16 protein-coding genes are annotated in these 14,508 nt (G+C 71.5%); 4 read left to right on the top strand and 12 right to left on the bottom strand.

The window, feature by feature from the left end; translation table 11 throughout:
- The first annotated feature begins 64 nt into the window (after positions 1-64).
- Positions 65-1,309, top strand: coding sequence for an aminopeptidase (locus tag HBB12_RS15190; protein ID WP_236990118.1), 1,245 nt, complete (start codon positions 65-67; stop codon positions 1,307-1,309).
- A 4-nt stretch (positions 1,310-1,313) separates the two neighbouring features.
- Here HBB12_RS15190 and HBB12_RS15185 read toward each other — a convergent pair whose 3' ends face one another.
- The 10 genes from HBB12_RS15185 to HBB12_RS15140 form a co-directional block, all read right to left on the bottom strand.
- Entirely contained in the window at positions 1,314-2,351 is a 1,038-nt protein-coding gene (locus HBB12_RS15185) for an NADP-dependent oxidoreductase (RefSeq protein WP_236990117.1), read from the bottom strand.
- A gap of 212 nt (positions 2,352-2,563) precedes the next feature.
- Positions 2,564-3,313, bottom strand: coding sequence for a DUF1223 domain-containing protein (locus HBB12_RS15180; protein ID WP_236990116.1), 750 nt, complete (start codon positions 3,311-3,313; stop codon positions 2,564-2,566).
- A gap of 40 nt (positions 3,314-3,353) precedes the next feature.
- On the bottom strand, positions 3,354-4,367 hold the full coding sequence (locus HBB12_RS15175) for a lipid A biosynthesis lauroyl acyltransferase (protein ID WP_236992786.1): 1,014 nt from the start codon (positions 4,365-4,367) through the stop codon (positions 3,354-3,356).
- Positions 4,368-4,521: 154 nt separating this feature from the next.
- The gene (locus tag HBB12_RS15170; RefSeq protein WP_236990115.1) at positions 4,522-5,544 is read right to left on the bottom strand and encodes a zinc-binding dehydrogenase; all 1,023 of its coding nucleotides are present in this window, start codon (positions 5,542-5,544) and stop codon (positions 4,522-4,524) included.
- A gap of 271 nt (positions 5,545-5,815) precedes the next feature.
- Positions 5,816-6,118 carry an SH3 domain-containing protein gene (locus HBB12_RS15165; protein WP_236990114.1) on the bottom strand — a complete coding sequence of 101 codons (303 nt, stop codon included), beginning with the start codon at positions 6,116-6,118 and terminating at the stop codon, positions 5,816-5,818.
- Positions 6,119-6,130: 12 nt separating this feature from the next.
- A complete protein-coding gene (locus HBB12_RS15160) occupies positions 6,131-6,898 on the bottom strand; it encodes an SDR family oxidoreductase (protein WP_236990113.1) in 768 nt (255 codons plus the stop codon).
- Positions 6,895-8,181, bottom strand: coding sequence for a beta-ketoacyl-ACP synthase (locus HBB12_RS15155; RefSeq protein ID WP_236990112.1), 1,287 nt, complete (start codon positions 8,179-8,181; stop codon positions 6,895-6,897). Before HBB12_RS15155 ends, HBB12_RS15160 begins: the two co-directional genes overlap by 4 nt.
- Positions 8,178-9,317: a beta-ketoacyl-ACP synthase gene (locus tag HBB12_RS15150; RefSeq protein ID WP_236990111.1), complete on the bottom strand. Its 1,140-nt coding sequence runs from the start codon at positions 9,315-9,317 to the stop codon at positions 8,178-8,180. Before HBB12_RS15150 ends, HBB12_RS15155 begins: the two co-directional genes overlap by 4 nt.
- Positions 9,314-9,778, bottom strand: a complete 465-nt coding sequence (locus HBB12_RS15145; protein ID WP_203156094.1) for a 3-hydroxyacyl-ACP dehydratase FabZ family protein — start codon at positions 9,776-9,778, stop codon at positions 9,314-9,316. The genes HBB12_RS15150 and HBB12_RS15145 overlap by 4 nt, the downstream gene beginning before the upstream one ends.
- 23 nt (positions 9,779-9,801) lie before the next feature.
- Positions 9,802-10,089, bottom strand: coding sequence for an acyl carrier protein (locus HBB12_RS15140; protein ID WP_203156095.1), 288 nt, complete (start codon positions 10,087-10,089; stop codon positions 9,802-9,804).
- A 283-nt stretch (positions 10,090-10,372) separates the two neighbouring features.
- On the opposite strand from HBB12_RS15140, the gene HBB12_RS15135 reads away from it, so the two are divergent.
- The 3 genes from HBB12_RS15135 (at position 10,373) to HBB12_RS15125 (ending at position 12,903) form a co-directional block, all read left to right on the top strand.
- Complete coding sequence (locus tag HBB12_RS15135; RefSeq protein WP_442919364.1) at positions 10,373-11,494, top strand: AI-2E family transporter; 1,122 nt, start codon at positions 10,373-10,375, stop codon at positions 11,492-11,494.
- Positions 11,495-11,528: 34 nt separating this feature from the next.
- The gene (locus HBB12_RS15130) at positions 11,529-11,957 is read left to right on the top strand and encodes a hypothetical protein (RefSeq protein WP_236990109.1); all 429 of its coding nucleotides are present in this window, start codon (positions 11,529-11,531) and stop codon (positions 11,955-11,957) included.
- Positions 11,958-12,444: 487 nt separating this feature from the next.
- Positions 12,445-12,903, top strand: a complete 459-nt coding sequence (locus HBB12_RS15125; protein ID WP_442919363.1) for a RidA family protein — start codon at positions 12,445-12,447, stop codon at positions 12,901-12,903.
- Between the two features lie 3 nt (positions 12,904-12,906).
- Here the strand turns inward: HBB12_RS15125 and HBB12_RS15120 are convergent, their stop codons facing one another.
- Together HBB12_RS15120 and HBB12_RS15115 are read right to left on the bottom strand one after the other, a co-directional pair.
- Positions 12,907-13,326, bottom strand: a complete 420-nt coding sequence (locus tag HBB12_RS15120; protein WP_236990107.1) for a response regulator — start codon at positions 13,324-13,326, stop codon at positions 12,907-12,909.
- Between the two features lie 110 nt (positions 13,327-13,436).
- Positions 13,437-14,327, bottom strand: coding sequence for a dienelactone hydrolase family protein (locus HBB12_RS15115; protein WP_236990106.1), 891 nt, complete (start codon positions 14,325-14,327; stop codon positions 13,437-13,439).
- Positions 14,328-14,508: the final 181 nt, after the last annotated feature.

The raw sequence follows: 14,508 nt of genomic DNA, 5'->3' as shown, positions 1-14,508 counted from the left end.
CCGACATCGAATGGCGCTTGGCCTCACCGCGCCGACCACGTGCGAACCAGAGGTAACCGCATCCATGACGAACACCCCTGACTTCGACGCCCGCCTCGACCGGCTCGCCGAGGTCGCCGTGAGGGTCGGGCTCGGGCTCCAGCCCGGGCAGGAACTGGTGATGACGGCGCCCCTGGAGGCGCTGCCGCTGGCCCGCCGCATCACCGTCCAGGCCTACAAGGCCGGTGCCTCGGTGGTGACGACCCTGCTCTCCGACGACCAGGCGACGCTGGCGCGCTTCGAGAACGGCCACGACGACGCCTTCGACAAGGCGGCCGGCTGGCTCTACGAGGGCATGGCGCAGGCCTATCGCAGCGGTGCCGCGCGGCTCGCCATCTCGGGCGACGACCCGTCGCTCCTTGCCGGCCAGGACCCGGACAAGGTGGCGCGCGCCAACCGCGCCCGGTCCAAGGCCTACATGCCGGCGCTCGAGCAGATCGCCAACTTCGCCACCAACTGGACCATCGTCTCGGCGGCGAATCCGGCCTGGGCCCGCACGGTGTTCCCGGATCTGCCGGAGGATCAAGCGGTCGCCCGGCTGTGGGACGCGATCTTTGCCGCCTCGCGGGTCGACGGGCCGGATCCGGTCGGCGCCTGGGAGGCGCACAATCGGGCACTCAGCGACCGCACGGCCTCCCTCAACGCCCGCCGCTACGCCGCCCTGCATTTCCGCGGGCCCGGCACCGATCTGACCGTCGGCCTCGCCGACGACCACGAATGGTGCGGCGGCGCCACCACGGCGAAGAACGGCATCGTCTGCAACGCCAACATCCCGACCGAGGAAGTCTTCACCACGCCCCACAAGATGCGGGTGCAGGGCCATGTCAGCGCGACGAAGCCCCTCTCCTACCAGGGCACCCTGATCGACGGGATCGCGGTGCGCTTCGAGGAGGGCCGCATCGTCGAGTCGCGGGCCCGCACCGGGGCCGACGTGCTGGCCAAGGTGATCGACACCGACGAGGGCGCGCGCCGCCTCGGCGAGGTCGCCCTGGTGCCGGCCTCCTCGCCGATCTCGGCCTCGGGGCTCCTGTTCTGCAACACCCTCTACGACGAGAACGCCGCGAGCCACATCGCCTTGGGCCAGGCCTACAGCAAGTGCTTCCTCAACGGCGGCGCGGGCCTCAGCGAGCAGGACCTCGCCGAGCGCGGTGCCAACCGCAGCCTGATCCACATCGACTGGATGATCGGCTCGGACGAGGTCGACGTGGATGGTATCACGCCGGACGGCCGGTCCGAGCCGCTGATGCGCCGGGGCGAGTGGGTCGACTGACCCGCTATCCGACGTAGATCAGGCGCTTGCCCCGGTTCTCGCCGCGGTAGAGCGAGGCGATCGCGCCGGGGGCGGCTTCGATGCCCTCGGAGATGTCCTCGTCGAGGGCGATGCGCCCCTCCGCGTACCAGCCGGCGAGATCCGCGATCGCCGCCTCGAACCGCGCCTTGTGGTCGAGCACCACGAAGCCGCTCCAGACGAGGCGCCGGGTCAGGATCTCGCGCTCGACACGGGGGCCGGTCGGCGTCTCGGTCCAGCTCGCCACCGAGGCGGTGCCGCACTGGACGATCCGGCCACCGACGGCCATCCGCCGCAAGGCCGTATCGAGGATCGGCCCGCCGACATTGTCGAAATAGACGTTCACCCCCTCCGGCGCCTCCCGGGCGAGAGCCGCGCTCCACTCCTCCGTACGGTAGTTCCAGGCGGCTTCGTAGCCGTAGGCCTCGCGGCAGCGGGCGACCTTGGCATCGTCCCCGGTGAGACCGAGGGGGCGGCAGCCGAGGTTGCGGGCGATCTGGCCGACGAGGCTGCCGACGGCGCCCGCGGCGGTCGAGACCAGCACCGTCTCCCCCGGCCGCGGCCGGCCGAGCTCGGTCAGCCCGAGATGGGCGGTGAGCCCGTTGAGGCCGAGAAGCCCGGCATGGGCCGAGAGCGGCACCGCCTCCCGGCAGCGCCGGAAGATCGCCGAGACCGGGACCGCGGCGTAATCCTGCCAGCCGAACCAGCCGTACAGGAACGCGCCCTCGGCCACCTCCGGACTGTTCGAGCGGACCACGACGCCCACCGCCAGCGCCCGCATCGGCCCGCCGAGGGGCACGGGCTGGGAATAGTTGGCCTCGGCGCTGGCCCAGCCGCGCTGGGCCGGATCGACCGAGAGGTAGAGGTTGCGCACCAGGATCTCGCCCGGGCCCGGCTCCGGCACCGGGACGGCGTCGAGGCCGAAATCGTCGGGTTGCGGGATGCCCGTGGGGCGGCGGGCGAGCAGCACCCGGCGGTTGCGGTCCGGGAGCGTATAGGCGGGAATGTCGGTCGGGCCGGTCACGCGCGTCTCCTCCTGGCGGCGCCGTCTGTGGGCGTCACGCATCCAATTCACGACGTCATCCTGAGGTGCGACCGCAGGGAGCCTCGAAGGAGGGTTCCCGATATCGGCGAGATCCCTGGAGCCCCCTTCGACATCAGTCGATCTGCGACCGCCGACGCCTCAGGTTGAGGTCGTGGATGGAACCGAATTCGCCAGGCGAGTCAAACAGGCACTCACAAGCCCGGCCCCCTGGCGGCCCCGAGGATGCGCCCCGGCCCGTTATTCTCCGCCTGGAGCACCACGACGTAGGAATCGGCGTCGGCCTCGGTGAGGGCGGTGCGGGGTACCTCGTACCGAGCCGGGGCGCCGTGCCAGGAACCGACATGGTGCATGCCCCGCACCACGTTGCGGTAGGTGACGGTGCGGCCGCGATTCTCACCCCGCCCGATCGCGACCTCGCGGGCGCGGGTGACGGGCAGCAGCCACACTTCCGCCGTGCGGCCGGCCTCCGGCGCCGGACCGACATCGATGACGATGCGGTGCGGATCCGCCTCGCTGTGGATCGCGACCGGCAGGCTCGCGGCGGTGCCGGGGTCGCGGATACTGCGTTCCAGGGCCGCCCGGTCGGAGCCGACCACCGTCGCGGCGCCGTTCACCACCGCCTGCGGGGTGAAGACCTGCCGGTCGCCGCGCATGCTCGCATAGGCGCGCTGGCGCGCGGTGAACGAGGTGCTGGCGAGCGTGTCCTTCCAGCCGAGATAATCCCAGTAGGTGACCGGCAGCGTCAGGGCGATCACGCCGGGATCGCGCGCCAGCTCGGTCACCAGCCGGTCGGCCGGCGGACAGGCGGAGCAGCCCTGGCTCGTGAACAGCTCGACCACCGCCCGCGGCGGGTTCGCCTCACCGGCGCAGGCCGGCCCGGGGAGGCCGAGCCAGGCCGGACCGAAGCCGGCGAGCAGGCGGAGGAGGGCTACGCGCGTCATGCCTCATCAACACCCGGCCGGACCGCGGAGAGAAGTCACGTTAGCTTGAGGCTTGGACGTTCGAGGCTTGGACGTTCGAGGCTTGGGCGTTCGAGGCTTGGACCGCCGGCGCCGGGACCCGCACCTTCGGCAGCATCGCCGGGCGCCAGCGCCGGTGCATCCACAGCCACTGCTCCGGATGCTCGCGCACCCATCCGGCGATCACGTCGGTCATCGCCTGCATCGCCCCCTGCACGTCGACGGCGCCGCTCGCGTCCCGCGGCAGGGTCAGCGCCGGGGTCAGCTCCAGGCGAAACCGGTCGCCGGGCAGCCGGATCACCCGCACCCCGTGGACCGGGCAGTCGTAGTGCCGGGCGAGCTTGGCCAGGAGCGGGTTCACCAGGGCCGGGTGCCCGAGGAAATCGACCACGACCCCGCGGGTGAAGTGCTGGTCGACCAGCATGCCGAGATGGCCGCCGCGCTCGACCACGCCCTGCATCTTGAAGGCGGCGCCGGGCCCGGCGGCGGTCAGGCCGCCCATGGTGGCGCGGCGGACCTCCTGCACCAGCTGCGCCGCCGCCGGGCTGTTCGGCGGGCGGAACACCGCGCTCGCCTCCAGGCCGAACCGGGCGGCGCAGATCGCCGGCAATTCCCAGTTGCCGAGATGGGCCGAGAAGATCAGCCCCGGCTTGCCGTCGTCGCGTAAACCGAAGAAGTGCTCGATGCCCTCGACCTCGATCCGCCCGGCCTTCGTCGCTGCGGGGTCGTAGTCGAAGATCTCGGCGAGATGCGCGTATTCGGCGCCGGTCCGGCCGAGATTGTCCCAGGAGCCGAGCGCGATGGCGGCGATCTCCGCCTCGCTCTTCTCGGGGAAGGACTGGCGCAGGTTCTTGAGAGCCGTGCGGTGCGAGGGCAGCCGGGGACCGATCGCCCGGGCGATCGCCGCACCCGCCGCCGCGGCGCGGGCCGGGCCGAGCAGGCGGGCGAGCGCGAACAGCGCGCGGACCACGAAGACCATCGGCAGGCCGGCGAGGCGGGACAGGGCGCGGTAGAGCCTCAGCTTCAGGCGCAGCACGACGATCTCACGAAGCAATCCGGGCGAGAGAACAGGCAAGGCGGCGGTATCGCGCAGGATTGTCACGCCCTGCCCGTCGCGTCTTCTCGCGCCGGATGCGTTTGCGCAAGGGCGCGCGGGCGGTCCCCGCGCACTTCCTGTGCAACCGTGGCCTTTAGAGCGTCACCAGGATCTTGCCGAACACCTTGCGCGATTCGAGCCGCTCCAGGCCTTGCGCGAAATCGCCGAGCGGCAGCACGGTGTCGATCACCGGATTCATCCCGCCCGCCATCTTGTCGAGGGCGTCGCGGATATTGGCGATGCGGCAGCCGAACGAGCCGGTGATGCGGTATTGCTGCTGGAACAGCTGCATCAGGTTCATGGTGGTGGAGACGCCCGAGGTCGACCCGCAGGTGACGAGCCGCCCGCCGCGCTTGAGGCAGAGGAGCGAGCCGTTCCAGGTCTCCGGCCCGACATGCTCGAAGACCACGTCGACGCCCTTGCGCTTGGTGGCCTTGCGCACCTCGCCCTCGAAGCGCTCGGTCCGGTAGTTGATGACGTGGTCGGCGCCGAGGGCCCTGGCCTTCTCGCCCTTGGCATCGTCGCCGACGGTGGTGAACACCGTGCAGCCGATCGCCTTCGCCATCTTGATCGCGGTGGTGCCGATGCCCGATCCGCCGGCATGGACCAGGATGGTCTCGCCGGGCTCGAGCTTCGCGTTGTCGAACAGCATGTGCTGCACGGTGCCGAAGGCGATCGGCGCGCAGGCGGCGTCGGTGAAGCTGACGTTGTCGGGCACCCGCACGACGAGGCGCGCCGGCAGGTTGACGTAGTCGCGGGCGAAGCCATCGACGTGGAAGCCGAGCACGCCGCCGACATCCTCGCAGAGGTTGTCGCGGCCCTCGCGGCAGGCGCGGCATTTGCCGCAGGTCAGCGCACCGTAGGGCGCGACCTTGTCGCCGACCTCGAGACCCTCGACGCCCTCGCCGAGGGCCGCGACCTCGCCGGCCGCCTCGGCCCCCACGGTGAGCGGCAGTTTGCGCTTGGCGAAGGCCATGCCGCGAAAGCCCCACACGTCGATGAAGTTCAGGCCGACGGCGCGGACCCGGATCTGCACCTCGCCGGGGCCGGGGGCATCCGGGTCGGGGACCTCGGTCAGGCGCAGGTCGCGGTCGCCGAAGAGCTGGAGGGCTTTCATGGGGGTCCTTCGTCAGACGAGCGCCTTCCCCTCCCCCCTGTGGGGAGGGGCTAGGGGTGGGGGTGGTGCCGGAGAGGCCTCGCGCTGCTCTACGCGGCACTACCCCCACCTCCGGCTCCTCCCCACAACTTGCAGCGATACCGGGCAAGCCCGGGATCGCCGGGGGGAGGAGAGGCGCGCTACATGTAAACGGAAGAACACACGGGAGAGGGTATCCCGCGCCTTCGTGTCAGCCGGAGGTAAACCGGCGGGCCGGGAACGACAACCGACGTCACTCCGGCGTCAGATACCGCCGCCGCGCCCAGCCCACGATGGGGCCGAGCTTCACCCGGCACCAGGTCAGGCCGCTCGGGGTGTCGTTGGTGCAGCCGAAGCCGCGCAGGCGCCCGCGGGGCGGGGCCTGGCCCAGGGCCGGCGAGTCGGCGTCCGGTGCCTCGCGGATGCTGAGCGTGTCCCCCGGGGGCAGCCCCTCGACCCGGAAGACCTCCAGCCGGCCGAAGTCCTGCGCCTGGACGGAGGCCGGTGCGAGGAGGAGGAGCGCCGCCGCGGCGGCGCGCACGAGAGGGTGCCGCATGGATCCGGTTCGTCAGGTGCGATGGATGCCCATCATCGCGGTCAGCCCGCCATCCACCGGCAGCACCGCGCCGGTGATGTAGCCCGCCCCGGGGCTCAGCAGGAATGCGACGAGATCGGCCACCTCCGCCGGTGCGGCGAAGCGCCCGGCGGGGATCTGCTTCTCCATCCCGGACCGGTGGGCGGCGTAGGGCGCCATCATGTCGGTATCGATGAAGCCCGGCGCGACCACGTTGACGGTGACGCCGCGGCGCGCGGATTCGATCGCGAGCGTGCGGCAATAGGCGATCAGCGCGCCCTTGGTCGCGGCGTAGGCGGCATTCCCCGGATTGGCCCGGAGCGCCGCCACCGAGCCGATCGCCACGATGCGCCCGGTCTTGGCCCGGGTCATCGGCCGTACCAGCGCCTTGGCGAGGCGGGTCAGCGACCAGAAATTGACCTGCATCGCAGCTTCCGCCCGGTCCTGGTCGAGCACGGCGGCGAGGCTGTCGCAGGGTTGGCCGGCATTGTGGACGAGGCCGAAGATCCCCTCGCCCTCCATTACGGCGCAGAAATCGTCGAGCGCCGCCTTGTCCGCGAGGTCGAGGCCGTGGGGCCGCACCCGCTGCTCGGGGTGGAGGGCGGTGAGTTCGAGGGCCAAAGCCTCGGCCGCAGCTTGCGAGCCGCGATAGGTGAAGTCGACGTCGTGGCCGGACGCCATCAGCGCCCGCACGATCGCGGCCCCTAAGCCCCGCCCGCCACCGGTGACGAGTACGCGGCGGTTATGGATCGCAGCGCTCATCGAATGGGGGCTCCTGCCGGCTCCGCCCCGAACACCAGGCAGGTGTTCTGTCCGCCGAAGCCGAAGGAGTTCGAGAGCACCGTCGTCACCGGCACGTCCCGGGCGGTCGTCACCACGTCGAGGGGGATCGCCGGATCGGGGATCGTGTAGTTCAGGGTCGGCGGCACCCTGCCATGGGCGATGGTAAGGAGCGAGAACGCGGCCTCGACGGCGCCGGCGGCGGTGAGCGTGTGGCCGATCATCGACTTGTTGGAGGAGATCGGCACCGAGCGCATCCGCTCGCCGAACACCGCGAGGCAGCCCATCGCCTCCATCTTGTCGTTCTCCGGCGTGCCGGTGCCGTGGGCGTTCACCGTGTCGATCCGGTCGGGATGCAGGCCGGCATCGTCGAGCGCCGCGCGGATCGCCGCGACGACCGGGGCGCCGTCGGGGCTCGAGCGGGTGCGGTGGAAGCCATCGCCCTTCTCGCCGCAGCCGAGGACGTAGCCGAGGATTGTGGCGCCGCGGGCCCGGGCGTGGCCTGCGCTCTCCAGCACCAGGGCGGCGGCGCCCTCGCCCATCACGAAGCCGTCGCGATTCTTGGCGAAGGGCTTGGAGGCGGCCTCGGGCGGGTCGTTCTGGGTCGAGAGGGCGGAGAGCAGCGAGAACCGGATCAGCGATTCCGGGTTCACCGAGCCGTCGGTGCCGATGCAGAGCGCCGCCTCGACCTCGCCGCGGCGGATCGCCTCGACGCCGAGCTGGATCGCGGTCGCGCCCGACGAGCAGGCGGTCGAGAGCGAGATCGGCGAGCCCCGGGTGCCGAAGCGATCGGCGATCCGGTCGGCGACGGTGCCGAAGATGAACAGGTCGTGCCAGTCGTCGAAGCGCCGGCTCGCGGCGGCCCGCAACAGGTCCGCGTAGGTCACGTCGCCGTTGGTCGCCGCGGCCTCGGCGAGGGCCTGGCGCTGCGGCCACTCGATCTCGACCGGCGGCACCGCCATGAACAGCGCGCCCGGGAAATCGCCGGAGAGGCCTGCCTGCGCCACTGCCTCGTCGGCCGCGGCCTCGGCGAAACGCTGCGAGAGGAGCGGCGCCACCATCGGGTCGGCGGCGATGAAGTCCACCGTGCCGGCGATGCGGGTGCGCAGGCCCTCGGTCGGAAAGCGGGTGATGGCGTGGATGCCGGAGCGCCCGGAGGTCAGCGCCGCCCAGTTGTCGGTGGCGCCCTGGCCCAGCGAGGTCACCATGCCGAGGCCGGTGACCGCCACCAGGGGGCGGCCCATCGCGTCGCGGTCGCGGCTCATGCGGTTTCCCCTGCGGTGGTGAGGCGCAGCACACCCTCGCCCCGGCGATGGCCGACCGTCGTGACGGCGACCTCGCGCGCCTCGCCCGCCGCCACCAGAGCGGCGGCAATGGCGGCGCCGAAGGGCGCGGCGGCCTCCAGCGTGTGGCCGGTCAGGTCGCCGAGCGCCCGGACCGGTGCCTGCGGCGCCAGGGCCTTCAGCGCATCGCGCTCTTCGCCGGTGATGCCGGCGCAGCCGGTGGCGGCCGAGATCACGGCGTCCGGCTGGGTGATGCCCGCTTGGCCCCAAAGACCCTTCAGGCTCGCCGCCACGCTGCCGTCAAGGCGCTTGGTGCGGTCGCTCGCCACCGCGTCGAGCCGGGCCAGCGCCCGGGCGCCGCGGACCCTGGCGTGGTCCTCGGCCTCCAGAACCAGGAAGGCCGCGCCGGAGCCGAGAATGAAGCCCGGCGCGTCGCCGCGCTCGAAGACCGGGCGGTAATCGGGTTTGCGGAGGTAGCCGCCCATCTCGTGGATCAGCAGCACGTCGGCCCGCTCGGCATTGTACGAGCCGCCGACGAGAACGATGTCGAGCTGGCCGGCGGCGATGCGGCTTTGCGCGATGCGCAAGGCATCCACGCCGCTCGATTCCTCGCCCATGAAGGTGCGCGAGGCGCCGGTGACGCCGTGCACGATGGCGATGTTGCCGGCGAGCAGGTTGGAGAGCTGGGCGAGGAAGAGCGTCGGCCGCAGGTCGTTCAGCAGGCGCTCGTTGAGGTAGCGGCCGGGATCGGCGGCCTCCCGCAGCCCGGTGAGGATCTGGCCGTCGACCGCGTAGTCGCGCTCGCCGCCGCCCGCTGCCACGACGAGATGCATGGCGCTTTTGAGCACCGTATCCGCCTTGGCGCCGGCCGCCTCGAGAGCGAGGCCGGCCGCGTAGACGCCGAGCCGCTGCCACGGCTCCATCTGCCGCTGGTCGGATTTCTTGGGGATCTGCCCGTCGAGGGTCAGAGGCACGACCGGATGGACCGGATACGGCGCGAAGGTCTCGGTCTCGGTGCGCGGCGCCTCGCCGGCCCGGTAGGCCGAGACATGCGCCTCGACGCCCTCGCCCGCGCAGGAGACGAGCCCGAGGCCCGTGACGACAACAGGCCTGGTCACGAATCCGCTCCGTCGGGGAGGCCGATGCGGGCGGTGCGCTCGCGCATGAGCGCGCCGAGACCATCCGGGAACGGCATGGTCCGGAACCGCAATTCGGCGTTGCAGATCGGCTTGCCGTCGGAGCGGATCGCCGCCTTGGTCACGGCGTAGCCCGAGCCGTCATGCTCCAGGCTCGCCTCGACCTCCAGCACGGCCCCGGGGCCGACGAAGGAGCGGAAGCGCGCCTTGTCGACGCCCATCAGGAACGGCATGTGGCTGAACGACGCACGGGCGAGCAGCAGGTAGCCGGAGGCCTGCGCCATCGTCTCGGTGAGGAGCACGCCGGGCACCAGGGGGTGGCCGGGGAAATGCCCCTCGAAGACCGGGCTCGCGTCCGGCACCGTGGCCAAAGCCGCGATGCGCCCCTCGGCGCGGTCGAGGCTCACGACCCGGTCGATCATGTCGAAATATTCGAGGCGCATCCCGGCGGCCGCCTAAACCCGGATCAGACCTTGGCGGCCTTCTCGGCCACCAGGCCGTCGATGCGCTCGCAGAGGTTCTTCAGCACGAAGTACTGCTCGGCCGGAACCTTGCCCTCGTTGACCTCCTGGGTCCACTGCTCGAGGGGCAGCTTGATCCCGAAGGACTTGTCGATCTCGAAGGCGATGTCGAGGAAGGCCAGGCTGTCGATGCCCAGATCGTCGATGGCGTGGCTCTCCGGCGTGATCTTCTCGCGCGGGATGTCGGCGACGTCGGCGATGATGGTGGCGACGCGGTCGAAGGTGTCGGACATGGACGTGCAGCCGTCTTCCTGCTGAGGTCTGGCTCGAACGGCGCGACCTCCGGGCACCGCCCGCACCCCGGCCACGAAACCGCCTCCCCGAAAAGGGTCCGCCGGGCAGGGCCCGGTCGAGGGGCCCGCATACACGAGGGGGGACGGGCCGGCAACCGCGCTCCCTGCCCCGAGGCGCCCCCTGCCCCAAGGCGCCCCCTGCCCCAAGGCGCCCCCTGCCCTAGGTCAGCTCGGACGACGCGCCCGCTTGACATGCGGGAAGGATGAAACCGGCATGGAACACGTGAAGCCCCCGACCGGACCCCGGCCCGGCCCCGCCCCGGCGGCCCCGCCCTCGCCCGCGGCCGGCACCTCCGCCTTCGCCCGTGCGGCGCTCGTCATCGCGCTCGGGGCGCTGGGCCTCTGGGTGCTGCATCCCTTCCTGCCGGCGCTGGTCTGGGCGGTGATCCTGGCGATCGCCCTGTGGCCCCTGCGCGAGCGGCTGGTGCGGATCAAGCGGCCCGGCAAGCACAATCTCCTGTGGCCGGCCGTGCTGACGCTCGCGGTCGCCCTGGTGATCCTGGTGCCGCTGATCGTCGTCGCCATCCAGGCGGCGCGGGAGGCGCACGACGCGGTCGCGTTCTGGCGCCAGATCGAGGAACAGGGCTGGCCCGTGCCGGATTTCGTCTCGCACCTGCCCTTCGGTGCCGCCCAAGTCTCGGCCTGGTGGCAGGAGAACCTGAGCCACCCGCAGGGCTCGTCCGAGGTCCTGAAGCGGGTCGACCAATCGATCAACCACTCGTCGCTGGTCGGGTTCGGGCGCACCTTCGGCAGCCAGATCGTCCACCGGGCGATGCTGTTCGGCTTCACGCTGCTCGCCCTGTTCTTCCTCTTCCGCGACGGGCCCGCTTTGGCCGCGCAGGGGCTTTCGGCGACCCGCCGCCTGTTCGGCCCGCGGGGCGAGCGGGTGGCAACGCAGATGGCGGCCTCGGTCCACGGCACCGTGGACGGGCTGGTGCTGGTCGGCCTCGGCGAGGGCTTTCTGCTCGGCGTGGTCTACTTCTTCGCCGGCGTGCCGCATCCGGTGCTGCTCGGCGCCTTCACGGCGCTGGCCGCGATGATCCCGTTCGGGGCGCCCGTGGCCTTCGGCCTCGCGGCCCTGCTCGCCGCCGCGAAAGGAGGAGTGACGGCGGCGATCGTCGTGGCGGCGGCCGGCCTCGTCGTCACCTTCGTGGCCGATCACTTCGTCCGGCCGGTCCTGATCGGCGGCGCGACCCGCCTTCCGTTCCTGTGGGTGCTGCTCGGCATCCTCGGCGGCGTCGAGAGCTTCGGGCTCCTCGGCCTGTTCCTGGGGCCGGCCGTTATGGCGGCGTTGGTGTTGCTGTGGCGAGAATACACGGCGGGAGACGACCAGGCCGTCGCCTGATTCGCCGATCCGCTGCTCGAAGGACTGTTTCCCGATGAGAGTCTGGCTCGCCGCGGCCCTGCTCGCCGGCTTCTCCGCCTGTCCCGCCGCGGCGCAATGGGACGACGACCGCACGACCGCCCGGCGCGGCGACCGGTACGACGACGGCCGCCGCGATCCCGGCCCGCGCTTCGGCGACGACGACCGTCCCCGGGATCTCGACCGGCGCGACCGCCGCGAGGTCGAGCGCGGCGATCCCGACGAGATCATGCCGCGCCGCCGCGACCGCGACGATCGCGGCCACCGGGATGCGGAAGGGCGCTGGCGGGACGATCGCTCCCGGGCGGACCGTTACGACCGCTACGGCCCCTCGCCGTATGACCGTTACGGTCCCCCGCCCTACGGGCCGGGCACCGTGCCGCCGCCCCCGCCTAGCGGGGTCTTCGTCGTACCGCCGCCGATTCCGGGGGCAAACCGCTACTGATCGAGTTCGGCTCGATCGCTCCGCGCGAGAGAAAGCGCGGGCTCCTCTTCAGGCACGCAGGATGCGACGGGACGGCAGGTCCGCGGCTCCCGCCTGTCCCACCCACGACCTCATCCTGAGGTGCGGGCGATCGAAGATCGTCGAGCCTCGAAGGAGGGCTCCACGGATCTTGGAGACTTCTGGAACCCTCCTTCGCGGTCAGCCCATCTTCGATGGGCCGACACCCCAGGATGAGGTTGTGGATGGGAGAGGCCCCTACCGACGGGATTCATGCCCGTGTCATGTACCGATCACCAGCCCGCGCGGCGCCTGAGCGAAGCCGCTTTCCGCATCGCAAAGCGATCAATCGGAAAACTGTATGATCCGGGATTTTCACGGTGCGGCTGCAAGATGAGAAAGATGAGAAACGTACGTTGTCGCCCATGAGCAAACAGGCACGGAAAACTCACCTATCCCCCGCGAGGTCCCGATGAAGCAACCCCCGACCCTGCGCGGCGAGCCCGCCCGTCGCCTCGCCGCCCTCGGCCTCGCGCTGCCGCGAGTCCCCGAACCGCGCGGCGCCTTCCTGCCGTTCTCGCGCATCGGCACGACCCTGTGGCTCGCGGGCCAGATCTGCGAATGGGAAGGCGAGGTGCGGTTCACCGGGCCGGTGACCGACATCGCGACCGGGCAGGAGGCGGCACGGATCTGCGCGCTGAACCTGCTGGCCTCGCTGAGCCTCGCCCTCGACGGCGACCTCGACCGGGTCGTGCGCTGCCACCGCCTCGGCGGCTTCGTGCAGGTGGAGCAGGGCTGGCCCGACGTGCCGAAGGCCGTCAACGGCGCCTCGGACCTTATGGCGGAGCTGTTCGGCGAGGCCGGGCGCCACGCCCGCACGGCGATCGGCGTCGCCAGCCTGCCGGCCGATGCGAGCGTCGAGGTCGACGGTATCTTCGAGGTGAGGTGAAGGTTAGCGGGCGTCGCTCGCGGCGCCGCCGGTATGGTAGCCGGCGGCCTGCTCGACCAGGGTGAGGATGTCGAGGGCCCGCCAGGGCTTGGGGATGAAGGTGGCCGACATGCGCAGGTCGCTCGGCTGGTCGCCGGCATCGCCGGACGTGAGCAGCACGTGGACCCGCGGCCAGGTGACGCCGATGATCCGCGCCAGCTCGAACCCGCCGATCTGGCCCGGGGTCCGCACGTCCGAGAAGACGACGTTCACCTCGTCGCCCCGCTCGCGCAGGATGGCGAGCGCCTTCTCGGCGGTCTCGGCCTCGATGACGCGGAAGCCCGTTTCCTCCAGCAGCGTGGCCGCGAGGAAACGCTCCTCCGGTTCGTCCTCGACGACCAGGATCACGGGCTGGGTCTTCGCGGCGGCGCTGGACTCGGTCATGTGCAGGGAACGAGCTTGCGGCCCAGTGGTTGCATAGCTCCCGGAGGCCTCTGTTCATCCTTTCCGAGGTGTTGCGGCAATGCAAGGCTTGCCGCGTCACGGGGAGACGATCAGGCGACGCCGTGGCTCCGGAACCACGCGAGCATCCGACCCCAACCGTCCTCCGCCGGCCCCTTGCGGTAGCTCGGCCGGTAATCGGCGTGGAAGCCGTGCGGCGCGTCCGGGAAGATCACGATCTCGACCTCCTTGCCCGCCGCCTTCGCCGCCTCGCGCGCCTTCTCGACGTCGGCGACCGGGATGCCGGTGTCGGCGGCGCCGTAGAGGCCGAGGATCGGCGCACGGATTTCCGGGATCACGTCGGCGGCGGTCTTCGGCTGGATGCCCGTGCGGGTGCCGCCGAAATTGCCGTACCAGGCGACGCCCGCCTTCAGGTTGGCGCTGTGGGCGGCGTAGAGCCACACGGTGCGCCCGCCGCGGCACCAGCCGGTGATGCCGAGCTTGCCCGCATCGCCCTTCGCCTCGGCGGCGGCCCAGGCGGCGGTGGCGTCAAGGTCGCCCATCACCTGCGCGTCCGGCGTCTTCGACACCACCTCGCGGACGATCTCCTGCACGTCGGTCATCTTCGAGACATCGCCCTGGCGGGCGAAGAGTTCCGGCGCCACCGCGGTGTAGCCGGCCTTGGCGAGGCGCCGGCAGATGTCCTTGATGTAGTCGTGGACCCCGAAGATCTCCTCGACCACGAGGACGATCGGAAACGGCCCGGCCCCCTGCGGCATCGCCCGGTAGGCCGGCATCGGCCCGTCGCCGACCGGGATCCGCACCTCGCCGGCGACGATGCCGGCCTCGTCGGTGTGGATCGCCTGCGCCTCGACCCGGGTGGTGGCGAGCGTCAGCCCGGTCATCAGGCTCGTCATCACGAAGCCGCGCCGGGAGAAGGGCGGGATCACCAGGCCGTCGAGCTGTTCGAGGTCGTCGGTCCGCGCGTCGTCGCTCGTCGCCATTCTGGTCCTCCCATGCCTGGCGCCTTGTCGCGCCGGGGCGCGATCATGCGGGCCGAGCGCGCCAGGGCAAGCGCGAACGCCCGTGGTTCACGGTCACGATCCGGTCAGGCGCGAAGAAGTTGGGCAAGAAAAAGGGCCGCCCGCGCGAGCGGACGGCCCTTCGATCGACCCCGATCTCCCG

The sequence above is a fragment of the Methylobacterium sp. SyP6R genome (assembly GCF_019216885.1).
Lineage (GTDB): Bacteria > Pseudomonadota > Alphaproteobacteria > Rhizobiales > Beijerinckiaceae > Methylobacterium.
This window is presented reverse-complemented; position numbering and strand designations above follow the sequence as displayed.

Excerpts from the sequence above, each read along its gene's own strand:
- HBB12_RS15140 (WP_203156095.1), bottom strand. The coding sequence starts at position 10,089 with ATGTCCGACACCTTCGACCGCGTCGCCACCATCATCGCCGACGTCGCC.
- HBB12_RS15155 (WP_236990112.1), bottom strand. The coding sequence starts at position 8,181 with ATGAGCCGCGACCGCGACGCGATGGGCCGCCCCCTGGTGGCGGTCACC.
- HBB12_RS15145 (WP_203156094.1), bottom strand. The coding sequence starts at position 9,778 with ATGCGCCTCGAATATTTCGACATGATCGACCGGGTCGTGAGCCTCGAC.
- HBB12_RS15160 (WP_236990113.1), bottom strand. The coding sequence starts at position 6,898 with ATGAGCGCTGCGATCCATAACCGCCGCGTACTCGTCACCGGTGGCGGG.
- HBB12_RS15190 (WP_236990118.1), top strand. The coding sequence starts at position 65 with ATGACGAACACCCCTGACTTCGACGCCCGCCTCGACCGGCTCGCCGAG.
- HBB12_RS15170 (WP_236990115.1), bottom strand. The coding sequence starts at position 5,544 with ATGAAAGCCCTCCAGCTCTTCGGCGACCGCGACCTGCGCCTGACCGAG.
- HBB12_RS15165 (WP_236990114.1), bottom strand. The coding sequence starts at position 6,118 with ATGCGGCACCCTCTCGTGCGCGCCGCCGCGGCGGCGCTCCTCCTCCTC.
- HBB12_RS15130 (WP_236990109.1), top strand. The coding sequence starts at position 11,529 with ATGAGAGTCTGGCTCGCCGCGGCCCTGCTCGCCGGCTTCTCCGCCTGT.
- HBB12_RS15115 (WP_236990106.1), bottom strand. The coding sequence starts at position 14,327 with ATGGCGACGAGCGACGACGCGCGGACCGACGACCTCGAACAGCTCGAC.
- HBB12_RS15120 (WP_236990107.1), bottom strand. The coding sequence starts at position 13,326 with ATGACCGAGTCCAGCGCCGCCGCGAAGACCCAGCCCGTGATCCTGGTC.
- HBB12_RS15180 (WP_236990116.1), bottom strand. The coding sequence starts at position 3,313 with ATGACGCGCGTAGCCCTCCTCCGCCTGCTCGCCGGCTTCGGTCCGGCC.